Annotated in this window: 23 protein-coding genes; 16 read left to right on the forward strand and 7 right to left on the reverse strand. The window is 72.3% G+C overall.

What is annotated here, in order from left to right; translation table 11 throughout:
- A partial coding sequence (locus KBY47_RS20760) for an SLATT domain-containing protein (RefSeq protein ID WP_210922798.1) occupies positions 1–300 on the reverse strand: 300 nt, incomplete at its 3' end.
- A gap of 273 nt (positions 301–573) precedes the next feature.
- Here KBY47_RS20760 and KBY47_RS20765 point away from each other — a divergent pair.
- From KBY47_RS20765 to KBY47_RS20780, 4 genes are all read left to right on the forward strand, one after another.
- Positions 574–915 (forward strand): YbaB/EbfC family nucleoid-associated protein, encoded by a 342-nt coding sequence (locus KBY47_RS20765; protein WP_210922800.1) that lies wholly within the window; start codon positions 574–576, stop codon positions 913–915.
- A 58-nt stretch (positions 916–973) separates the two neighbouring features.
- On the forward strand, positions 974–1,573 hold the full coding sequence (gene recR / locus KBY47_RS20770; RefSeq protein WP_055492101.1) for a recombination mediator RecR: 600 nt from the start codon (positions 974–976) through the stop codon (positions 1,571–1,573).
- Positions 1,566–2,231 carry a DUF5063 domain-containing protein gene (locus tag KBY47_RS20775; protein ID WP_210922802.1) on the forward strand — a complete coding sequence of 222 codons (666 nt, stop codon included), beginning with the start codon at positions 1,566–1,568 and terminating at the stop codon, positions 2,229–2,231. The genes recR and KBY47_RS20775 overlap by 8 nt, the downstream gene beginning before the upstream one ends.
- Before the next feature lie 157 nt (positions 2,232–2,388).
- Complete coding sequence (locus tag KBY47_RS20780; RefSeq protein ID WP_210922804.1) at positions 2,389–3,078, forward strand: hypothetical protein; 690 nt, start codon at positions 2,389–2,391, stop codon at positions 3,076–3,078.
- Here KBY47_RS20780 and KBY47_RS20785 read toward each other — a convergent pair.
- The gene (locus tag KBY47_RS20785; RefSeq protein ID WP_210922806.1) at positions 3,030–3,461 is read right to left on the reverse strand and encodes a hypothetical protein; all 432 of its coding nucleotides are present in this window, start codon (positions 3,459–3,461) and stop codon (positions 3,030–3,032) included. The genes KBY47_RS20780 and KBY47_RS20785 overlap by 49 nt on opposite strands.
- Before the next feature lie 137 nt (positions 3,462–3,598).
- Between KBY47_RS20785 and KBY47_RS20790 the strand changes: the two genes are divergently transcribed.
- The 9 genes from KBY47_RS20790 to KBY47_RS20830 all read left to right on the forward strand — a co-directional run bounded on the left by KBY47_RS20790 (position 3,599) and on the right by KBY47_RS20830 (position 11,280).
- Positions 3,599–4,351 carry a helix-turn-helix transcriptional regulator gene (locus tag KBY47_RS20790; RefSeq protein ID WP_210922995.1) on the forward strand — a complete coding sequence of 251 codons (753 nt, stop codon included), beginning with the start codon at positions 3,599–3,601 and terminating at the stop codon, positions 4,349–4,351.
- Positions 4,348–4,530: a DUF397 domain-containing protein gene (locus KBY47_RS20795; RefSeq protein WP_210922808.1), complete on the forward strand. Its 183-nt coding sequence runs from the start codon at positions 4,348–4,350 to the stop codon at positions 4,528–4,530. The genes KBY47_RS20790 and KBY47_RS20795 overlap by 4 nt, the downstream gene beginning before the upstream one ends.
- Positions 4,531–4,879: 349 nt before the next feature.
- The gene (locus tag KBY47_RS20800; protein ID WP_210922810.1) at positions 4,880–5,674 is read left to right on the forward strand and encodes a hypothetical protein; all 795 of its coding nucleotides are present in this window, start codon (positions 4,880–4,882) and stop codon (positions 5,672–5,674) included.
- Between the two features lie 53 nt (positions 5,675–5,727).
- Complete coding sequence (locus KBY47_RS20805) at positions 5,728–6,003, forward strand: hypothetical protein (RefSeq protein ID WP_210922812.1); 276 nt, start codon at positions 5,728–5,730, stop codon at positions 6,001–6,003.
- A complete protein-coding gene (locus KBY47_RS20810; protein WP_210922813.1) occupies positions 6,000–6,389 on the forward strand; it encodes a hypothetical protein in 390 nt (129 codons plus the stop codon). Before KBY47_RS20805 ends, KBY47_RS20810 begins: the two co-directional genes overlap by 4 nt.
- A 224-nt stretch (positions 6,390–6,613) precedes the next feature.
- Complete coding sequence (locus KBY47_RS20815) at positions 6,614–7,891, forward strand: aspartate kinase (protein ID WP_210922815.1); 1,278 nt, start codon at positions 6,614–6,616, stop codon at positions 7,889–7,891.
- Entirely contained in the window at positions 7,888–8,940 is a 1,053-nt protein-coding gene (locus KBY47_RS20820) for an aspartate-semialdehyde dehydrogenase (protein ID WP_210922822.1), read from the forward strand. The genes KBY47_RS20815 and KBY47_RS20820 overlap by 4 nt, the downstream gene beginning before the upstream one ends.
- A gap of 424 nt (positions 8,941–9,364) precedes the next feature.
- Positions 9,365–10,045 carry a SigE family RNA polymerase sigma factor gene (locus KBY47_RS20825; RefSeq protein WP_374103092.1) on the forward strand — a complete coding sequence of 227 codons (681 nt, stop codon included), beginning with the start codon at positions 9,365–9,367 and terminating at the stop codon, positions 10,043–10,045.
- Positions 10,042–11,280, forward strand: coding sequence for a hypothetical protein (locus tag KBY47_RS20830; RefSeq protein ID WP_247694997.1), 1,239 nt, complete (start codon positions 10,042–10,044; stop codon positions 11,278–11,280). Before KBY47_RS20825 ends, KBY47_RS20830 begins: the two co-directional genes overlap by 4 nt.
- Positions 11,281–11,357: 77 nt before the next feature.
- Here the strand turns inward: KBY47_RS20830 and KBY47_RS20835 are convergent, their stop codons facing one another.
- On the reverse strand, positions 11,358–12,155 hold the full coding sequence (locus KBY47_RS20835) for an SURF1 family protein (RefSeq protein WP_210922825.1): 798 nt from the start codon (positions 12,153–12,155) through the stop codon (positions 11,358–11,360).
- Positions 12,156–12,319: 164 nt separating this feature from the next.
- Between KBY47_RS20835 and KBY47_RS20840 the strand changes: the two genes are divergently transcribed.
- A complete protein-coding gene (locus KBY47_RS20840; protein ID WP_210922826.1) occupies positions 12,320–14,182 on the forward strand; it encodes a prolyl oligopeptidase family serine peptidase in 1,863 nt (620 codons plus the stop codon).
- Between the two features lie 36 nt (positions 14,183–14,218).
- Here KBY47_RS20840 and KBY47_RS20845 read toward each other — a convergent pair whose 3' ends face one another.
- Positions 14,219–14,545, reverse strand: a complete 327-nt coding sequence (locus tag KBY47_RS20845) for a DUF6191 domain-containing protein (protein WP_210922834.1) — start codon at positions 14,543–14,545, stop codon at positions 14,219–14,221.
- Positions 14,546–14,682: 137 nt separating this feature from the next.
- Entirely contained in the window at positions 14,683–16,614 is a 1,932-nt protein-coding gene (locus tag KBY47_RS20850; protein WP_210922836.1) for an NAD(P)-binding protein, read from the reverse strand.
- A 159-nt stretch (positions 16,615–16,773) separates the two neighbouring features.
- Between KBY47_RS20850 and KBY47_RS20855 the strand changes: the two genes are divergently transcribed.
- On the forward strand, positions 16,774–17,784 hold the full coding sequence (locus KBY47_RS20855) for a permease (protein WP_210922838.1): 1,011 nt from the start codon (positions 16,774–16,776) through the stop codon (positions 17,782–17,784).
- Positions 17,781–18,554, forward strand: coding sequence for a TIGR03943 family protein (locus tag KBY47_RS20860; RefSeq protein ID WP_210922840.1), 774 nt, complete (start codon positions 17,781–17,783; stop codon positions 18,552–18,554). The genes KBY47_RS20855 and KBY47_RS20860 overlap by 4 nt, the downstream gene beginning before the upstream one ends.
- Positions 18,555–18,572: 18 nt before the next feature.
- Here the strand turns inward: KBY47_RS20860 and KBY47_RS20865 are convergent, their stop codons facing one another.
- On the reverse strand, positions 18,573–19,541 hold the full coding sequence (locus KBY47_RS20865; RefSeq protein ID WP_308405220.1) for an NAD-dependent epimerase/dehydratase family protein: 969 nt from the start codon (positions 19,539–19,541) through the stop codon (positions 18,573–18,575).
- Positions 19,538–20,488 (reverse strand): ScbA/BarX family gamma-butyrolactone biosynthesis protein, encoded by a 951-nt coding sequence (locus KBY47_RS20870; protein ID WP_210922842.1) that lies wholly within the window; start codon positions 20,486–20,488, stop codon positions 19,538–19,540. Before KBY47_RS20870 ends, KBY47_RS20865 begins: the two co-directional genes overlap by 4 nt.
- Between the last annotated feature and the right edge of the window lie 172 nt (positions 20,489–20,660).

Consider the following 20,660-nt stretch of genomic DNA (forward strand, 5'->3'; position numbering starts at 1 on the left):
CACCACCCCCGCCAGATCCAGCAACGGCATCGACGCCCCGGCCACCGCCCCGCACGCCGCCCCACACCGCAGCGCCCGCGCGCACCGCCGCTTCCAGACCCGGTCGACGAGGTACCAGGCCACGGTCTGGAGCGCCCCCCGCTCCACCCACCGGTACAGCTCGTCCAGCCGCTCCGCGGGCTCCCCCCAGTCACCGAGCGGAAGCGCCCGCCCGGACAGATCGCCCGGCCGCAGCCCGGCCGCACCCTCGCCCCGCCCGTCCTGCGGCGGCCCCTCGGGCTGCATCTCCGGCTGACCCACCCGGCACTCCCTACGGTCGAACTGATCACGGTGCGTGCACGTACGCCGCGGACCCTTCCTACCGCCCAATGGGTGGCGAAGAGGCCGGTTTCCCCTCTTTTCCGCCTGGAAGAGGGCCTTGATCAGGTATAGGCCGCCGGTCCGACTCACTCGAAAGAGTGGCGGGGCGAGCGCCACCAGGACCACGTAGGCTCGACCCGAAGAGCCCGAAGAGACGAAGAGCCCACAGAGACGAAACGCCCGAAGACTCGGGCGGCGGCAGAGGAGCTGATCGTGATCCCCGGTGGTGGCCAGCCCAACATGCAGCAGCTGCTTCAGCAGGCCCAGAAGATGCAGCAGGACCTGGCGAAGGCCCAGGAGGAACTGGCCCGGACCGAGGTCGACGGCCAGGCGGGCGGCGGCCTGGTGAAGGCTACCGTGACCGGCGCCGGAGAGCTGCGCGCGCTGAAGATCGACCCGAAGGCGGTGGACCCGGAGGACACCGAGACCCTCGCCGACCTGGTCGTCGCGGCGGTCCACGCGGCCAACGAGAACGCGCAGGCGCTCCAGCAGCAGAAGCTCGGCCCGCTGGCCCAGGGCCTGGGCGGCGGCGGCATCCCCGGCCTGCCTTTCTAAGCGGGCCCGGGGCAACTACCGTACGTACCGAACGACCATAGGAAGGGACGGCAGTCCGTTGTACGAAGGCGTGGTCCAGGACCTCATCGACGAGCTGGGGCGGCTGCCCGGCGTCGGTCCCAAGAGCGCGCAGCGGATCGCCTTCCACATCCTCCAGGCGGAACCGACGGACGTACGGCGCCTCGCGCAGGCCCTGCTGGAGGTCAAGGCGAAGGTCCGCTTCTGCGCGACCTGCGGCAACGTGGCGCAGGAGGAGCTGTGCGGCATCTGCCGTGACACGCGCCGCGACCCGTCGGTGATCTGTGTGGTGGAGGAGCCGAAGGACGTGGTCGCGATCGAGCGCACCCGCGAGTTCCGGGGCCGCTACCACGTCCTGGGTGGCGCGATCAGCCCCATCGAGGGTGTCGGTCCGGACGACCTGCGTATACGGGAACTTCTCGCGCGGTTGGCCGACGGGACCGTAACGGAACTCATCCTGGCGACGGACCCGAATCTGGAGGGCGAGGCGACGGCCACGTACCTCGCTCGCATGATCAAGCCCATGGGCCTGAAGGTCACCCGCCTGGCCAGCGGCCTCCCGGTGGGCGGCGACCTGGAATACGCGGACGAGGTCACCCTCGGCCGCGCCTTCGAGGGGAGACGACTCCTAGATGTCTGACGCCACGCTGCACGCGACGAACCAGAACCCGGACGACTTCGCGGTCCAGATCGCGGACCAGATCGAGAGCTTCCTGGTCGCCGTCACGGAGGTCGCCAAGGGCGACGAGCCGGACTCGGCGGTCCCCTTCCTCCTCCTGGAGGTCTCCCAGCTCCTGCTCGCGGGCGGCCGTCTCGGCGCCCACGAGGACATCGTCCCCGACGACCGCTACGAGCCCGACCCGGGCCCGGAGCAGGACGTGGACATCCTCCGCGAGAACCTGGCCCGCCTGCTCGACCCGGTCGACGTCTACTCCGAGGTCTTCGACCCCTACGAGCCCCGCAAGGCCCCGGTCCCGGCCCGGATCTCCGACGACCTCGCCGACGTGATGGCCGACCTCCGCCACGGCATGGTCCACTACCGCGCGGGCCGCACCACGGAGGCCCTGTGGTGGTGGCAGTTCTCCTACTTCTCCAACTGGGGCTCCACGGCCTCCGCCACCCTCCGCGCCCTCCACTCGGTCCTGGCCCACGTCCGCCTGAACCAGCCCCTCGCCGCCCTCGACGGCCTCGACACCGACCAGGGCATGGGCGACGACACCCTGGAGATCGAGGCGGGCGCGGTCATGGCCGAGGAGATCGCGGGCCCCCTGGGGCTGCGCTCGTCGGCCTCTCAGTGACTCCTACGCCGAGCGTGTCCCAAGTGACACCTCGGTGTTGCGCCCCCGCAGCCTGGTCCGGCCTACGGTGACGGTTCATCAGTCAACTGTTGCACAGTCGTAGGACGGGGGCACGCGGAGCATGTACCGCCGCGCAGGGACCAGGGCAGCCGGAGCCATGACGATCGCGGTGGCCGTGGCCGCGCTGCTCACGGGCTGCGGCCCGGAGGACGAGGACGCGGCGGCCGAGGCCCGTCCCGTCGAGCACCCGACCGTCTCCGCGACCTCGACCCCCACCACGCCTGCCCCGGAGCCCACCCGGACTCCCACTCCCACCCCTACCCCGACGCCGACGCCGACCAAGGCCACCCCGACTCCCACGCCGCCGCCCTCGCCCCCCGCGCCCACCACCATCAGCATGTACGCCTCCACCGCAGGCGGCCGTATCGTGCTCAAAAGGGGCGGTGAGGCACAGGAGTTCACCGTCTCCGTGCGTAATGGCAACACCCGTGCCTATCCGCAGCTGCGGGTGGCGCTCCAGATGGAGATGCTGTTCGGTGAGGGGCCGAACTCCGAGGCCAACGGTCTGGTCCTGGAGCGTCACGACCCCGCGACCGGCACCTGGCGCCCCGCCACCGACCTGCGCGTCGCCAACGACGTCTTCCCGCACTACCTCTACCCGGACGGCACACCCCTGGCCTTGGACGCCGCCCGCGTCGACCGCTACCGCCTGCGCGCCCTCCCCGAGGGCCCGACCGGCTCGACCCCGCTGCTGATCCGCCTCGTCGACACGAGCGCCCCCGAGACCGCCTCGGACGCTCAGGCGGTACCCCGCCGCACCTCACTCCCGGTGACCGTGGTCGCCTGACGCAGTTGCCCGGGGTCGACGTACGGCGCCGTCGCCGTCGGTTCGCTGTACCACCGCAGGGGCCAGGTGTTCCCGTCGAGGGCCGGGATGCCGATGTAGGTGACGGTGCGCGTGCCCCGCCCCCCGAACCGCTGCACTCCCAGCGGCCACGAATGCCGCCGCACCTCGCCGGGCGCGAGCAGGAAGTACATCCACCGGAACCCACTCACCTCACACACGACGGGCCCGGCGTCCCCGTCCGTCGCCTCGATCAGCCGCTCGGCGACGACCTCTCCGCGTACGCCCTCGATCCGTACGGCGTCGAAGTGCACGCCGGTGACGTGGAGTTGGTGGCCGGAGGCGGGGACCCAGTCGGGTGCGTGAATCGCGTTGTTCATGGTCACACCGTGTCGGTCTCGGGCTACGCTCGGTAGTGACCCGGGTGATACACGCCGGGGTGTATCGGTCGGAGGTGCGCGCAGTGTCAGTCCAGTACAACTCCCACTCGTCACCCGCCGCATGGCGCTACAGCGGCAACCAGATGAAACGCTGGCGCACCAAGGCCAACGTGACCCGCGAGGAACTCGGGGCCGCCGCCAACTACTCCCCGGACACCATCAAGTCGATGGAGCAGGGCGTACGGATGCCGACGCCGCGGGTGCTCGACGTGGCGGACGAGCTGTGCCGGGCGGAGGGGCTGTTGAGCGCGGCGAAGGAGTACCTCCAGAAGGAGCGGTTCCCTGCGCGGGCGCAGGACTTCATGGAGCGGGAGAAGGAGGCGGTCAGTCTCTGGTGGTACGAGACCCTCTACATCCCCGGCCTGTTGCAGACGAAGGCGTACGCGAAGGTGCTCATCGAGAATCACGTCCCGCCCTTGGACGAGGAGACGGCGGAGGAGCGGATCGCGGCACGCTTGGAACGGCAAGCGATCCTTACTGGGCGAAAGCCGCCAGTAGCCCTCAGCTTCGTCCTGTACGAGGCGGCGCTGCGCAGTCCGCAGGTGGACGAAGAGCAGTTGCACCGCCTGCTGGACGTGTCCCGCCTGCGCAACGTCGTGGTCCAGGTGCTTCCGTTCGAACGGGCCGTTCCTGCGGCGCTCATGGGGCCCCTGGTGCTGCTGGAGACCAGGGATCACGAGCGTTTCGCCTACATGGAGGGCCAGTTGGGAAGCGACCTCTCGGCGGACCCGGGCGCTGTCAGCCGTGCCACCGAGCGGCTTAGCATGATCCGCGCGCAGGCTTTCAGCCCCGATGAGTCGGCCCGTTTCATTGAGCGGATGGTGGATCAGACGTGAACGACAAGCTCCGGTGGTTCAAGTCGAGCTACAGCGACTCCGAAGGCGGCGCCTGCGTCGAAGTAGCCCTCGCCCGCACCGCCCACATCCGCGACTCCAAGAACCCCACCGGTCCCGAGATAACCGTCACCGCCCCCGCCTGGGTGGCGTTCATCGCCGCAGTTCAGCCCGGAGCTTGAGCCCCGGGGCCCGAGCCCTTCCCATGGGTTTTCTGGGTTCTTGGTTTGGTTGAAATCCAACCAACTAACCAAGCTTGTACGTGAGTTGAGACGCCGTACCTCTAACGAGTGACGTTCCGTGATCAGCTTGCTTCGGAACGTAAAGCCGCTCTAGGTTCGCGGCAATAGATCGGCCCCGGTCGGTGCGCCAACACCGGCTCCGGGGCCTGGACCTACACATCGAATGGAACCCTCATCGATGGTGGCTTACGCCTACCTTAGTCCCGCCCTTCCCTCGCCGTCCCACCCCATGGCCAAAACGGGGTACGGGAAACGCTCAACGGGTGACGAAGACCCGCACGCGGACCCGGTGTTCGCACACCTGAGCCTCCGCGCCCGCGAGGTCGCCGTCTTCGTCGACCACCTCGACGACGGCCACTCGATGGCCCACAAGGTGCTCGCGGAGGAACACCCCCGCTACGGCCAACAGGCCATCCGCACCGCGCTGAACCAGCTCATCGACGCCGGTCATCTGCGTTGGATCAAAGAGCACATCACGCTCGACGACAACACCATGCGCTGGGTGACGCGCACGTACTGGTCGCGTACGCCCAGGTCGGCGGAGTGGTGGGCGGAGTTCACGCGGGAGCGCCACGGCAAGGACGTGACCAGGGACCACGCCCCCGGCCTGGCCCGCGCCGAGGAGCCGCAGCCGGAGCCCGAGCGCCCCGCCGAGCAACCCGCCCCCGACGACGAGCCCAGCGTCGCCCACCTGACCCTCGTAGAGCTGCGCGCGGCGGACCGGCGTATGGCCCTGTCCGAATCCGACTGCCGGTCGCTCGAACCGCTCGTCACCGAGTGGCTGGACCGGGGTGCGACACCCAACGGCGTCATCCGGGCCCTGACGGAGGGGCTGCCCACGACCGTGACCAACCCGGGCGGACTCGCCCGCAACCGACTGGAGACCAAGATGCCCCCGAAGCGAACCGACAGGACCACCGCGTCCCGGCCGAAGGGCGGCCGGGTCACCCGCGCCCTCATGGCCTGCGGCTTCTGCCAGCAGGACGAACGGACGGTGTGGCTGGTGAACGGCATCTGCGTCGAGTGCCGCAAGGAAATGGAAGAGGAGGAGAAGGCGGCGATCCCGGCCACGTTCCGCCCGTGACGGGGGCGGCGGGGACTGTTGCCGCAGCCCAAGCGGCGGATTACGTTCGTAATATGACAGAGAAGGTGAAGTTCAGCGTGAGTGTGGATGCCGATCTCGGAGAGGCCCTGCGGCGGTGCGCCGAGGAGGAGGACGAGCAGATCTCGATGGTGGTCAGCCGGGCGCTGGAGGAGTACCTCGGCAAGCGGCGCCGCCTCCGTGAGGGGCGGCGGGCGATGGAGGAGCACTTCGAGGAACACGGCTGGCCCACGTCCGAGGAACTGGCGGAGGCCGACGCGTGGGTCGACGATCTCTTCGGCGGGCCGCGAGAGGAGCGCCGGAGCGCATGAGCCATGTCGTCTACGACACGGGTGCCTTGATCGCTGCGGTCAAGAACGACCAGCGCTTCCTTCGGCGGCACCTCCGGTTGATCGACAGGGGCAGCACCCCCCTCGTCCCGGCGGGGGTCCTCGCCCAGGGGTGGGACTCCCGTCCGAAGGCGGCTGCCCTCCACCGCGTGCTCCGGGGCTGCGAGGTGCTGTCCTTCACCGAGGCCCTGGCGAGGGCGGCGGCGGTGCTGTGCCAGGAGAGCAGGACGTCGGACGTCATTGACGCCAGCGTCGTACTCGCGTCCATTGCCTACGGCGGGGTGCCGATCATCACCGACGACCCGGGCGACATCCGCGCCCTCACGGACGCGGCGAACCGCGGACACATCCGCGTCGAACGCCCCTGATCTCCCCCTGTCACCGGGTGACCTGGCCCACTTTGCGGATGGCGGCGCCCGGGATGGGCATGTGCCAAGGCGAGCAGCCGGAGGACAGCCGGAGTGATCGCAGGGTGAGCGGGACATCTCACCATGCGGTATCAGAAGGGTGAAATCCGGCTGCTCGATAGACTGAGCCGACCGCAGTACATCTACGTACGTGCGGAAAGAGACGGATTGAGCGAGGAGCGCACGTGGGCCTTGTCGTGCAGAAGTACGGAGGCTCCTCCGTAGCCGATGCCGAGGGCATCAAGCGCGTCGCCAAGCGGATCGTGGAAGCGAAGAAGAACGGCAACCAGGTGGTCGCCGTCGTTTCCGCGATGGGCGACACGACGGACGAGCTGATCGATCTCGCCGAGCAGGTTTCCCCGATCCCTGCCGGGCGCGAGCTCGACATGCTGCTGACCGCTGGGGAGCGGATCTCCATGGCCCTGCTGGCCATGGCGATCAAAAGCCTGGGGCACAACGCCCAGTCGTTCACCGGCAGCCAGGCCGGGGTCATCACCGACTCGGTCCACAACAAAGCCCGGATCATCGACGTCACACCGGGGCGTATCCGCGCCTCGGTGGACGAGGGCAACATCGCCATCGTCGCCGGGTTCCAGGGCGTCTCGCAGGACAAGAAGGACATCACCACGCTGGGGCGCGGTGGGTCCGACACGACCGCCGTCGCGCTGGCCGCCGCTCTCGACGCGGAGGTCTGCGAGATCTACACGGACGTCGACGGCGTGTTCACCGCCGACCCGCGCGTGGTGAAGAAGGCCCGGAAGATCGACTGGATCTCGTTCGAGGACATGCTCGAACTGGCTTCGTCCGGGTCGAAGGTGCTGCTCCACCGGTGTGTGGAGTACGCCCGCCGGTACAACATCCCGATCCACGTCCGGTCCAGCTTCAGTGGGCTCCAGGGCACCTGGGTCAGCAGCGAGCCGATTACGCGAGGGGAAAAGCAGGTGGAGCAGGCCATCATCTCCGGAGTCGCACACGACACCTCCGAGGCCAAGATCACGGTCGTCGGGGTGCCGGACAAGCCGGGCGAGGCGGCCGCCATCTTCCGTACGATCGCCGATGCCGAGATCAACATCGACATGGTCGTGCAGAACGTCTCGGCGGCGTCCACCGGGCTGACCGACATCTCGTTCACCCTGCCCAAGACCGAGGGCCGCAAGGCCATCGACGCCCTGGAGAAGAACAAGGGCGGCATCGGGTTCGACTCGCTGCGCTACGACGACCAGATCGGGAAGATCTCGCTGGTCGGCGCGGGGATGAAGACCAACCCGGGCGTCACCGCCGCGTTCTTCGAGGCGCTCAGCGACGCGGGGGTCAACATCGAGCTGATCTCGACATCCGAGATCCGTATCTCGGTCGTCACCCGCGCCGACGACGTCAACGAGGCCGTCCGCGCCGTGCACACCGCCTTCGGGCTCGACTCCGACAGCGACGAGGCCGTCGTCTACGGAGGCACCGGGCGATGACCGGCCGACCGACGCTCGCGGTCGTGGGAGCGACCGGGGCCGTCGGCACCGTCATGCTCCAGATCCTGTCCCAGCACGCGGACATCTGGGGCGAGATCCGCCTGATCGCGTCGCCGCGCTCGGCCGGCCGCAAGCTGGCCGTGCGCGGTGCCGAGGTCGAGGTGGTGGCGCTGGGCGAGGAGGCCTTCGACGGCGTCGACATCGCCATGTTCGACGTACCCGACGAGGTCTCCGCGCACTGGGCGCCGGTCGCCGCAGCCAAGGGCGCGGTGGTCGTCGACAACTCCGGCGCCTTCCGGATGGACCCCGACGTGCCGCTGGTCGTGCCCGAGGTCAATCCGCACGCCGTGCGCAACCGGCCGCGCGGCATCATCGCCAACCCCAACTGCACCACGCTGTCGATGATCGTCGCCCTGGGCGCGCTGCACGCCGAGTTCGGGCTGCGTGAGCTGGTCGTCTCCTCGTACCAGGCGGTGAGCGGGGCCGGGCGGGCCGGGGTGGAGACGCTGCGGCAGCAGATCGACCTCGTCGCCGGGAGCGAGCTGGGGACCAGTCCGGGCGACGTACGCCGGGCCGTGGGCGAGAACACCGGGCCGTTCCCGGAGCCGGTCGCGCTGAACGTCGTACCGTGGGCCGGGTCGCTGGCGGCGGACGGGTGGTCGTCGGAGGAGATGAAGGTGCGGGACGAGTCCCGCAAGATCCTCTCCCTGCCGCAGCTGCCCGTCGCGGTGACCTGTGTGCGGGTGCCGGTCGTCACCGGGCACTCGCTGACCCTGCACGCCCGCTTCGAGGGCGAGGTGACGGTGGACCGGGCCCGCGAGATCCTCGCCACCGCGCCCGGTGTGGTGCTCTGCGACGATCCGGCGGCCGGGGAGTTCCCCACCCCCGCCGACGTGGTGGGCACCGATCCGACCTGGGTGGGCCGGGTGCGGCGGGCGCTCGACGATCCGACGGCGCTCGAACTCTTCGTATGCGGTGACAATTTGCGCAAAGGGGCGGCGCTCAACACGGCGCAGATCGCTGAGCTGGTGGCGACGGAGTTCCGCTGAGACCGTCTCCGGGACGCCTTCGCGATGCGGTGGCCGGTAAAGGCCTGGCCATGGCTGGAACGGTGCGTAAGATCGTCTGCGCATGACAAGGTGGCCCGGCCGTTGGTCCGGACCCCTTGATCCGAGCCGCCTCGACGTCCGAGGATTTGCTCCCCGTTCTCCGCAACCGCGCGGTGGACGGGGAACGTCTTTGCGGACGCCCTTCCGGGGTGTGAGGACGTGCACCACACGGCGTGGGGACGCCGTGCGGCGGGCGTGGGGACGCCCGTTTCACTGGACTTAGGGGAAGAGCGGGACGCATGAGGGCAAGTGAGGCACCGTCGGTCGTGCTGCCTGACGCGAGAACGTCGCCGGTCGCGTCAGCCGGTACGAAAGTGACGCCCGGCACGTACAACCCCTGCGGGGGGACGCGCGTCCAACTCACGTGGCAGAGGTACTCGACTTCACAGCGGCGACGCGCGGCACGGCACTGCGGCCCGCCCCCCGGCCCTTCCGGACCGGCCTGGCCGGTGCGCCCGGCGGCATGCCGGTGATCGCGCCGATGCCCGCAGCGCGGCCCGCCCGCATTCCCAGTCAGCGTGACGCTGTCGACCAGGTCGAGGCCGCGGCGGCCGGTACCACGGTCGACCACCTCACCGAGACCTACCGCGCCCACTACCGCTCCCTGCTCGGTCTCGCGGCCCTCCTCCTCGACGACACCGCCTCCTGCGAGGACGTCGTCCAGGAGGCGTTCATCCGCGTCCACTCCGCGCGCAAACGCGTCCGCGACCCGGAGAAGACCCTGGCCTATCTGCGCCAGACGGTCGTCAACCTCTCCCGCTCCGCGCTGCGCCGCCGCATCCTCGGACTGAAGCTGCTGTCCAAGCCGATGCCGGACATGGCGAGCGCCGAGGAGGGCGCCTACGACCAGCTGGAGCGCGACTCGCTGATCAAGGCCATGAAGGGCCTCCAGCGCCGTCAGCGCGAGGTGCTCGTGCTGCGCTACTTCGCCGACATGACCGAGGCCCAGGTCGCCGAGACGCTCGGCATATCGCTGGGCTCGGTGAAGGCGTACGGCTCGCGCGGGATCGCGGCCCTACGGCTGGCGATGGGGGCGTCGGCATGAACAAGGGGCATGACGACGAGCCACAGCAGAACAACACGCACGCTGGGAACGGAACTGTGAACCACGGCCCCGACGACCAGGGTCTCGAACGGCAGGGTCTCGAACAGGACCTCGAACGGGATACCGGAGGGCCCGGCTCGGGCGTCCCCGACTCGGGCTCCCCCGACTCCGTCCTGCCCGGCTCGGACTCCCCGGGGGACCTCGCGTCCGACGAGCTGGCGCTGCGCCGGATGCTCCAGCAGGCGGTGCTGGACATCGAGCCGCGTGACGGCACGCTGGAGCACCTGCGCCGCGCGGTGCCCGCGCGCCGGGCCCGCAAGCGGCAGGCCGCCGTCGGGCTGGCCGCCGCCGCGCTGTTCATCGGCACCGCCGTCCCCGCCGTACTGCACGTGTCGAAGTCCAACGGCAGCGACGCCAACCCCTCCATCGCGGGGCAGGCGTCCCAGGCGCAGGGCGGCGCGAACGAGGGCAAGGGCCCCGCCGGGTCCGAGAGCACCGCCGGGTCCGCTGACCAGACCCAGGGCGCGGGCAACGGCGGCACCGAGCAGGGCGACAAGGACGGCGGCGCCGGTACCGGCAGCGGGCCGAGCGACAGCGCGGGGCCGTCGGCGAGCACCGCCGTGGGGGCGCCCGCGTGCGAGGCCGCGCAGCTCAACGGCACGGCCTCGGTGGACGCGCCCGACGCCATGGGCACGGTCTACGGCACGTTCCGGATCACCAACGTCTCCGGCAACGGCTGCACGGTCGGCGCCCCCGGCACCGTCGAGGTCCTCGCGCAGGGCGCGGCGGACCCGGCCCGGATCAGCGTGGTCAGCCACACCGCGGGCGACGCGGCGGGAAGCCTGCCCAGCCCGTCCGTCGAGGTGTCGTCGCTGCTGCTGAAGACGGGCGACTCCTACGAGGTGAAGTTCGCCTGGGTGCCCGCCGAGACCTGTCCCGTCGACAACGGCGGCAGCACCGGTGGCAGCACGGGAGGCGGTGACACCGGAGGCGGGGACACCGGGGGCACGAACCCGTCGCCCGACCCGAGCCCGACACAGAGCACCGGCACACAGGGCACGTCCACCGGCGGCGAGACGGGCACGTCCACCCAGCTGCTGACGGCGGACGGCACGCAGGACGGCAGCGTGACCGTCTCGCACACGACCGCGGCGGGTGGGCCGTCGGTGTCCGCGGTGGTCACCAACGCCTGCGCCGGGACGGTGTACCGGACCGGGGTGCTGCCCACGACCTGACGGGACGCTGCCCACGACCTGACGGGACGCTGCCCACGACCGGGCGGGGCGCGGCCTCACGCGGCCTGGGCGGAGGCTCAGACCCGGGACGGGCTGAGGGCTTCCTGGCCGTCGGCCTCGTCCGGGACGAGGCCGAGTTCCGCGTCCCGGGCGAACTCCGTCTCGCGGCGGAACAGCCGGAACCACATGAAGACGACGAAGCCCGCGAAGACGAACCACTCGCCGGTGTAGCCGAGGTTCTGGAACGCCTTCAGGTCCAGGCCGGTGTTCTGCGGCGCGGTCGCCGGTACGGCGGTCATGCCGGAGTCGGCCTTCTCCAGGGTGATCCAGGCGTCGTAGAGGTCGTACGGCACCAGGTTCACCAGCGAGGGCGAGCTGATCGCGGCGGTCTGGCCGGCGGGCAGGCCGCCGCGGGCGCTGACGCCGTTCTCACCGGGGTTCTCGGAGGCCTGGAGCGCGCCCGTGACGGTGACCTCGCCGGTCGGCGCGGCGGGGGCCTTCGTCGGGTCGGCGGTGCCGGGCAGCCAGCCTCGGACGACCGGGAGGGCCTTGCCGGAGTCGGTGCGCAGCAGCGCCAGGACGTAGTAGCCGCGCCTGCCGTCGAGGTCGCGGTCGGGGACGAGGAGCTGGTCGGCGTAGTGGCCGGTCGCGGTGGTCCGCGCGCCGGAGGTCTCCTTGTCCACGGGCAGCACGTCGGCCAGGGGGCGGGCCGCCCGGTCCTCGTCGGCGGCCTTCTGGTCGGCGCCGCGGTGGGTGTCGACGCGCTCCTCGAACCGGCTCAGCTGCCAGGACCCCATGAAGACACAGAAGGGGATGGCGAGCAGCACGAAGACGTTGATCCCCCACCAGCGGGGCGTCAGCAGGAACCGGTACACGCCCTCAAAGGTACGGGGCCGGGGCGGGGCGCCGGATCGCGGGGTCGGCGGGTGTGAAGGAGTTGTCCACAGGGTGGGGGCCACGTGGTGGGTGACCGTGGGAGTTTTCCACAGGCTGGGGGTCTCGGCAGCGGGGTGTCGCTCCGTGCGGGCAGTATGGGGTCATGACTGAGAGCAACGGGGCGGCGGCGCCTGATCAGCGGGAACAGCACATGGCGAGCGGACTGGGCGAGGTGGTGCCCGACTGGGAGAAGCGCTTCCGGGCACCCCGGGTGTCCCTGCCGGACTGGGCGGAGGACGCACCGGACCACGCCCTGTTCGTGTCCAACGCCACGGGGACGTACGAGCTGTACGCGTGGGACCGGTCCACCGGCGAGCAGCGCCAGGCGACCCACCGGCCGAACGGCACGACGGACGGCACGCTCTCCCCGGACGGCCGGTGGATCTGGTGGTTCGACGACAAGGACGGCGACGAGTTCGGCGTCTGGCGGCGCCAGCCCTTCGCGGGCGGCGAGGACGAGCTTGCGGTACCGGGCCTCGACCCGTCGTACCCGGCGGGGCTCGCCCTCGCCCGGGACGGCCGCACGGCCGTGGTAGGCCGCTCCACCGACGAGGACGGCACGACGATCCACCTGGCTTGTGAGGGCCACGCCCCGGTGGAGATCTACCGGCACCGCGAGTCGGCGGGCGTCGGCGGGCTGTCGCACGACGGCTCCCTGATCGCGATCGAGCACACCGAGCACGGCGACGCGATGCACTCGGCGCTGCGCGTGCTCCGCCAGGACGGTACGACGGTGGCGGAGCTGGACGACACCGAGGGCGGCCGGGTCGAGCTGGGCCTTGAGGTGCTGGGCTTCGCGCCGGTCGACGGGGACACCCGGCTGCTCATCGGGCACCAGCGGCGGGGCCGCTGGGAGCCGCTGGTGTGGGACGTGGCGAGCGGCGCGCAGACCGACCTCGCCCTCGACCTGCCCGGCGACGTGAGCGCCGAGTGGTACCCGGACGGCTCGGGGCTGCTGATCGCGCACAGCTTCGAGGCCCGCAGCGAGCTGTTCCGGTACGACCTGGCGGCGCGTGAGCTGACGCGGATCGACACCCCGGCCGGCTCGGTGTCGGGGGCGACGGCCCGCCCCGACGGCAGCGTGGAGTACCTGTGGTCGTCGGCGGCCGAGCCGTCGGCGGTGCGCTCCACCGCCGGTGGTGTGGTGCTCGACCCGCCGGGGATGCGGTCGCCGGGGTCGGTGCCCGTGGAGGACGTGTGGGTGGAGGGGCCGGGCGGCCGGATCCACGCCCTGGTGCAGCGGCCGGTGGGCGTGAGCGGGCCGGTGCCGACGGTCTTCGACATCCACGGCGGTCCGACCTGGCACGACAGCGACTCCTTCGCCGCGGGCCCGGCCGCCTGGGTGGACCACGGGTACGCGGTGGTGCGGGTCAACTACCGCGGCTCCACCGGGTACGGCCGCGCCTGGACGGACGCGCTCAAGCACCGCGTCGGTCTGATCGAGCTGGAGGACATCGCGGCGGTGCGGGAGTGGGCGGTCGCCTCCGGGCTCGCCGACCCCGAGCGGCTGGTCCTGACCGGCGGTTCCTGGGGCGGGTACCTCACCCTGCTCGGCCTCGGCACCCAGCCGGAGGCGTGGGCGCTGGGCATCGCCGTCGTCCCGGTCGCGGACTACGTCACCGCGTACCACGACGAGATGGAGGCGCTGAAGGCCATGGACCGCACCCTCCTCGGCGGCACCCCCGAGGAGGTCCCCGAGCGGTACGAGGCGTCGTCGCCGCTGACGTACGTCGACCAGGTCAAGGCGCCCGTCTACATCTCCGCCGGGGTCAACGACCCGCGCTGCCCGATCCGCCAGATCGAGAACTACGTCAAGCGTCTGGAGGCCCGCGGCGCCGTCCACGAGGTCTACCGGTACGACGCGGGGCACGGCTCGCTGGTCGTCGACGAGCGCATCAAGCAGGTCCGGCTGGAGCTGGAGTTCGCCGAGCGGCACCTGAGCCGGACGGCGGCCGTGCGGGGCTGAGGCCCGGGGGGCCGGTCCCCGGGGCGGGGCCGGTCCTCAGGGCGAGGGGGGTGTGCGCGGCGGCCGCACCACCGCCACACCGCCGTCCAGATCGACCCGGGTCCGGTTCGGCGGCGCCCCGTCCTCCTCGTCGTCGCGCATCAGCAGCGCGGACTGCCGTTCCTTCAGTTCGTGCTGCTTGCCCGGCGACAGCGCGCCGTGCAACTGCTCGAAGCCGGTGGCGGAGACCTGCCCCACCCGGGCCCCGTTCCGCCAGGGCAACAGCCCGGCACGCCCCGCGTGCAGCAGCACCTGATCGACGAGGGCGACAACGGTGAGCAGGATCACCAGCCCGGGAAGCGTGACGAAGACGGCGAAGCCCATGGGACCCAGTCTGCCGGAGCCCTCCGGCACCGGTCACCGGGTGGGACGGCCCCCGAGGCCGGACGCCGGTCACCGGTGAGCGTGCCCCAGGCCAGGCACCGGTCGCCCGTCGGGAGCGCCGCAGGCCCCCGTGCCGGTCACTGGGTCCTGCGGTGGCGGCCCGTCAGGAGGGCCAGGCCCTGGCGGGTTGCCGCCAGGACGACGCGGTCCTCGGCGCGCAGGACGTAGGTGGGAGGGAGGTCCCAGATGAGGGCGGAGGCGGGCGGGCTGGTGCCGGGCGGGGGCACGGTCGCGAGGTCGGGGCGGCGGTCCTCCGGGGCCACCGCGTCCAGGGCCAGCACCCGCCAGTATCCGGCGCGGAAGGCGTCCGCGACCGTCTTGCCCTCCAGCTGCGGGATGCCGCGGACGACGACCGCGGCGAAGACCAGCACCCGCCGCTCCACGGGGATCGCCCCCAGCACCTGGCGGCCCATCATCGCCCCGGCGAACGCGGGCGCCGCGAGATGGGTCACGCTGCGGCTGCGGGTGAGCGCCGCCGGGTGCGCGGCGCGCAGGGTGCGGTACACGGCGGTGGCGAAGTCGTCGTCGTACAGGCGGAGCACCACCCGCAGGTCGGGCCGGACCGACCGCGCGTACAGCACCGCCTCCAGGTTGGTGGTGTCGACGCTGGTGAGGGCGAGGAAGGAGTGAGCGCGATGGATCTTGGCGGCCTCCAGGACGCCCTCCTCGGTGACGTCCCCGAGCACCACCGGCACCCGCAGCCGCCGCGCCGTGGCCATGCCGCGCGCGTCGTCGTCGGACTCCACGCAGACCACGGGTATGTCGAGTTCCTTCAGCCGGGTCAGCACCCGGGTGCCGATCTTGCCCAGGCCGAGCAGCACGACATGCCCGGCGAGCCCCCGCGGCGGCTTGCGCAGCGAGGAGACGCTGCGGAAGGTGCCGAGCGCCTCCAGCACGGCGGCCAGCAGCACCGGCAGCAGCAGCAACCCCAGCAGCCCGGCGAGGAGTTGCAGGATCTGACGGCCCGGCGTCTCGTCGAGGGCGGGGTCGTTGATGGAGAGCAGGTCGAGCAGCGTCTCGTAGGTGGCGTGCAGCGGATGCTCGCCGGTGACGACGGTCAGCGCCACGGTGAGGGCGACGACCGCGGCCACCAGACCGGCCAGGGACCACCGCAGCCGACGCGAGAACAGCGAGGCGAAGGGCGGCAGGAAGCTGACCGCGCGGCCACGGCGCCCTGCGCGCCCGGCGGACTGCGGCGGGCCGGTGTAGGACACCTGCTCCAGGACCACCGTGCCGCGCCCGGTGGCCGCCGCGACCTCGTTCTCGTCGGGCAGCAGCCGGGGCCCGCCCTCGCTGCTCTCCGAGCCGTCCGCACCGGCCGGGTCGCTGCTGGTCGCCGACAGCAGGGCCAGCGTGCACAGTCCGGGGTCGGCGACCTGACCGGGCGCGGGCGGGGTGCGTTCCACGGCCCGCAGCAGCAGCCCGTCGGTCTGGACGACCTTGCTGGTGCCGACGACCGCGGTCGCGGCCAGCGCGGGCGCCGCCGTGTCGGCGTCGGAGAGCACGGTGGTGGAGGCGTCGAGTTCGGCGGCCGACATGTCACCGGTCGCCAGCGCGGCGGCCTGGTCGAGGAGGTCCTCGATGTGCTGGCCGAGTCGCCGGTTGTACAGGCGCAGCACGAGCCGCAGCCGGGGGTTGAGGCGGCGGGCGGTGAGCGCGGCGCGGATGTTGGTCTCGTCGTCGTCGTACACCAGGGCGAGCGCGGCGGCCCGTTCCACGCCCGCGTCGGCGAGGACGGCCTCGGTCGGCTCGGTGACCTCCAGCATCCGTTCGTTGCCGGTGCCGTCGCCGCCGGGCGCGGCGGTGCCGTTGGTGCCCGCGGCACGGCTGACGGCGGCGCTGACCATCCGGTCCAGCAGCGCCGCCGACGCCGCCCGCGCCCTGCCCACCACCGGCTGCCGCACCCGGCGCCCGGAGGGCGGGACGACGAGCGTCACCTGTTCGCCGTAGACACCGCGCAGCTCGGCGGCGAGCCGGTGCGCCAGCCCGTCGTCGCCGCACACCACCATGTGCGCGGCCGTGTCACCCGGCCCTGCCTGATACGGAACGCTCCCCACATCGGCAAAGACTGCCTCAACTGCGGCGATGGTTCCAGAAGCTGACTGAACGTCGGGCCCCGGACCGCCGTATGGGAGGGGAGGCGACGCGATCCAGGAGGTGCCCGAACCGTGGCCGTCACCCAGGAAACAGTCACCCAGGAAGGAACCGGGCGGCGGTCCCGGCCCGGGGGCCCGCGCGTCGACTCCTCCCTCCTCCTCGTCCTGGCGCTGCTGCTGGTGCTGCTGGTCCAGTCGCCGGTGCGGCGGGCGCTCGCGGCGCCGGTGCTCCAGAGCTGGCTGACGGTGTTCGTGGCGGTGGTGGTGCAGGCGCTGCCGTTCCTGGTGTTCGGGGTGCTGCTGTCGGCGGCGCTGGCGGTGTTCGTGCCGCCGTCGTTCTTCGCCCGCGCGCTGCCGGGGCGTACGGCGCTGGCGGTGCCGGTCGCGGGGGCGGCGGGCGCGGTGCTGCCGGGCTGCGAGTGCGCGTCGGTGCCGGTGGCGGGCGCGCTGGTGCGGCGCGGGGTGACCCCGGCGGCGGCGCTGGCGTTCCTGCTGTCGGCGCCCGCGATCAACCCGGTGGTGCTGACGGCGACGGCGGTGGCGTTCTCCGGTGAGCCGCGGATGGTGCTGGCCCGGTTCGTCGCCGGGCTGCTCGCGGCGTGCGTCATGGGCTGGCTGTGGCAGCGCCTCGGCCGCGCGGACTGGCTGCGGCTGCCCGCGCGGGACTCCTACGACGGTCGGAGCAGGGGCGCCGCGTTCTGGGGGTCGGTGCGGCACGACGTGATGCACGCGGGTGGCTTCCTGGTGGTCGGCGCGGCGGCCGCGGCGACGCTGAAGGCGGTGGTGCCGGAGGGCTGGCTGCGGGTGGCCGCCGACCATCCGGTGGTGTCGGTGCTGGCGCTCGCGGTGCTGGCGGTGCTGCTGTCGATCTGCTCGGAGGCGGACGCCTTCGTGGCGGCGTCGCTGACGCAGTTCTCGCTCACGGCGCGGCTGACGTTCCTGGTGGTGGGGCCGATGGTGGACCTGAAGCTGTTCGCGATGCAGGCGGGCACCTTCGGCCGGGCCTTCGCGCTGCGGTTCGCGCCCGCCACCTTCGCCGTCGCGGTCACGGTGTCGGTGCTGACGGGGGCGGTGCTGCTGTGAACCGGCACGCACAGGCGGCGGTGCTGTTCCTGCTCGGCGCGACGGTCCTGCACACGGCCGCCACGGACCTCGCCCTGCGGTATGTGAAGGAGGGGCTGCGTCCGCTGCTGCTGGCCTGCGGTGTCGTCCTGGTCGCGGCGGCGGTGGCGACGGTGTGGTACGAACGCCGGAGCGGCGACACGGACGGCGACACGGACGGCGACACGGACGGCGACACAGGCGGCGACACGGACGGCCACACCGACGACGGGGCGCACCCGCACCACGAACCCCGGGTCGCCTGGCTCCTGTTGCTGCCCCTGCTGGCGCTGATCCTGATCGCGCCGCCCGCCCTGGGCTCGTACAGCGCGACGCACAGCGGTACGGCGTTGCAGCGGCCGCACGGCTACGCCGCGCTGCCGGACGGGGACCCGGTGCGGCTGGGCCTGACCGACTACGCGGGCCGCGCCGCCTACGACGGTGGCCGCACCCTGCGCGGCCGGACGGTGGAGGTCACCGGTTTCGTGGCGCTGGACGGCGCGGGTGACCCGTATCTGGTGCGGATGACGCTCAACTGCTGTGCGGCGGACGCCCGTCCGGTGAAGGTGGGGCTGACCGGTGAGGTCCCCCCGGTGCTGCAACCGGACACCTGGCTGCGGGTCACCGGCACCTACACCGCGAAGCGCACGGCGGACCCGGTCAACGAGGGACCGATCCCGTTCCTGAGGGTGACCCGGGCCGTGCCGGTACCTGCGCCGCGGCAGCCGTACGACGAGAGCGGCGGCGACTGACGGGTACGGACGACGCAGTCACGTCGTGGCGGCGAGGCCGAGATGGTCCAGGTACCACGGCGCGGCCTCCCGCAGCCGTGCCGCGTGTCCGGGGCCGACCGGGCATCCGGCCACCCGCCACACGTCCGAGCGGTACCACCGGTCCTCCGCGAGGAGGCGCGCCTGGTGCCCGGTGGCGCGCCCCGGCTCGGCGTCCAGCCGGCGCACGTACGACTCGGTGTCGAGCCCGTCCGCGGGCACCGGCAGGCCCAGCGTCCGGCCGAGTTCCCGGACGAAGCCACGCAGGGTGACGGGCTCGGGGTGGGCGGCGTGGTGCACGCTCCCGGCCGGTACGGCGGCGGGATCGAGGGCGAGGGCGGCGAGCAGGCGGCCCAGGTCGTCCACGGCGACGAACGACAGCCGCGCCCGCCCGTCCTCGACGAGGGCGGGGACCCGGCGCAGCATGTCGGCGATCATCGGTACGACCCACAGGTCGCCGGGTCCGTGGACCAGCGGCGGCCGGACCACGACCCCTCCGGTGGCGCGCACGGCCCGCTCGGCGAGCAGCCGGGTGCGGCTGGTGGGGGAGGAGGGCACGGTCGGCGCCCCGTCCTCGGGCAGGTCGCGGTGGGGTCCGGCGCCGTAGACGGCGGTGGTGCTGAGCTGCACGGTCCGCTCCACCCCGGCGCGTGCGGCCTCGGCGAGCAGGGCGTGGGTGCCGTCGACGTTGACGGCGGTGCAGACGTCGTCGTCGCGGCTGATGACGGAGGCGCAGTGCACCAGGGAGCGCACGCCGTCGCAGGCGCCGCGCAGGGTCCGCGGGGCGGTCAGGTCACCGGTGAGGTAGGTGACTCCGGGGATACGCCGCTCGGGTCCGGGCAACTGGCGCACGAGCGCGCGGACGGTGCCGGGGGCGGGGCGGGGGCCGGTGGTCAGCGCGCGCAGCACGGCCGTACCGACGAAGCCGGTGCCTCCGGTGACCAGCACCGCGCGGTCGCCGCCGGTCACGGCAGGGGGTCCGGGCCGGGGGCGCCGAGGGTGACCAGGCCGGTCGCGGCGGGCCCGGCGGACTGGCGCAGGGTGACCCGGACCGAGGCGCGGCCGGGGGAGGGGGCGGGGCCGGGTTCGGCGGTGAGGGTGCAGGGTTCGTCGAGTTCGACGTACCGGTGGAACTCGGCGTCCAGCGCGGGCGCGACGGCGTGGGGGCGGCCGGTGGCGGCGGCGGCCGTCTGGCGCATCGCCTCGATGAGGGCGCGGCCGGGCACGTGGTCGCTCTGGCTGTCGAAGATGACGGGGTGGTCCTGGTCGACGCGGAGCAGCCAGGCGCCGGGGCGGCCGGAGGGGGCGATGAGGACGTCCTCGGCGCGGTCGCGTCCGACCTGGGCGGGGGGCAAGGGCGCGGGCAGCGGGGCGGGTGCCGCGGGCCGGGGGCGGGGCGGGCGCAGTCGGCGGTAGGCGGCGGCGGAGACGCAGGTCGCCCGGCAGGCGCCGGTCCCGATGAGCAGGGACTCCCGGCGCAGTTCGACCTCCAGCTGGAACTCCGAGAGTTTCCCGCCGCGCAGCCGTACCTCGGGGCAGCGCACGACGGCCTCGGTGGGGGCGAGCGGCAGACCGGCCGTGTGGATGGCGTCGGGGACCTCGTAGCGCAGGTTCCACAGCAGGAAGTGCTGGCCGAGCGGGGCGTCGTAGGCGAGGTGGGAGACGACGGCGCCGCACTGGCGGACGGTCTCCGCCATCAGCATCGGGTTCTCACGGCCGTCCGCGGTGGGGGCGAACAGGGCGTGGGCGTGCGGCCAGCGCACGGCGATCCGGTAGGTGCCGTCGGCGTCGGCCGTGAAATGGGAGAGCAGCACGTCATCGTCGGCGTTGCGGTGGACATACTGCTGAGGGATGGTCATCTGCGCCGGGGCGACGCCCTCGGCGGGGATCGGCACGGCGCCACTGAGCACGGTCATACGGTATCCCTCGGTGAAGGGCGGTTCGTTTGAGTAGCTCTTGAACGAGGAGTCTGCCAAAAAACCAGCTGGACGGTTTCTTACGGTCCCTCGTATCGGTGTGATTTGCATCACGGCAGCTGGTGGCGGCCCTTGACGGACCAGCGAAACCACGTAAGCCGATCTATATCGT

This window comes from Streptomyces sp. B93 (assembly GCF_018070565.1).
In the GTDB taxonomy this organism is placed as follows: domain Bacteria; phylum Actinomycetota; class Actinomycetes; order Streptomycetales; family Streptomycetaceae; genus Streptomyces.

What these genes read in the sequence shown, in the direction of transcription:
- KBY47_RS20775 (WP_210922802.1), top strand. Translation starts at nt 1,566, where the DNA reads ATGTCTGACGCCACGCTGCACGCGACGAACCAGAACCCGGACGACTTC.
- KBY47_RS20780 (WP_210922804.1), top strand. Translation starts at nt 2,389, where the DNA reads ATGACGATCGCGGTGGCCGTGGCCGCGCTGCTCACGGGCTGCGGCCCG.
- KBY47_RS20790 (WP_210922995.1), top strand. Translation starts at nt 3,599, where the DNA reads ATGAAACGCTGGCGCACCAAGGCCAACGTGACCCGCGAGGAACTCGGG.
- KBY47_RS20805 (WP_210922812.1), top strand. Translation starts at nt 5,728, where the DNA reads ATGACAGAGAAGGTGAAGTTCAGCGTGAGTGTGGATGCCGATCTCGGA.
- KBY47_RS20810 (WP_210922813.1), top strand. Translation starts at nt 6,000, where the DNA reads ATGAGCCATGTCGTCTACGACACGGGTGCCTTGATCGCTGCGGTCAAG.
- KBY47_RS20820 (WP_210922822.1), top strand. Translation starts at nt 7,888, where the DNA reads ATGACCGGCCGACCGACGCTCGCGGTCGTGGGAGCGACCGGGGCCGTC.
- KBY47_RS20830 (WP_247694997.1), top strand. Translation starts at nt 10,042, where the DNA reads ATGAACAAGGGGCATGACGACGAGCCACAGCAGAACAACACGCACGCT.
- KBY47_RS20840 (WP_210922826.1), top strand. Translation starts at nt 12,320, where the DNA reads ATGACTGAGAGCAACGGGGCGGCGGCGCCTGATCAGCGGGAACAGCAC.
- KBY47_RS20845 (WP_210922834.1), bottom strand. Translation starts at nt 14,545, where the DNA reads ATGGGCTTCGCCGTCTTCGTCACGCTTCCCGGGCTGGTGATCCTGCTC.
- KBY47_RS20850 (WP_210922836.1), bottom strand. Translation starts at nt 16,614, where the DNA reads ATGGTGGTGTGCGGCGACGACGGGCTGGCGCACCGGCTCGCCGCCGAG.
- KBY47_RS20870 (WP_210922842.1), bottom strand. Translation starts at nt 20,488, where the DNA reads ATGACCGTGCTCAGTGGCGCCGTGCCGATCCCCGCCGAGGGCGTCGCC.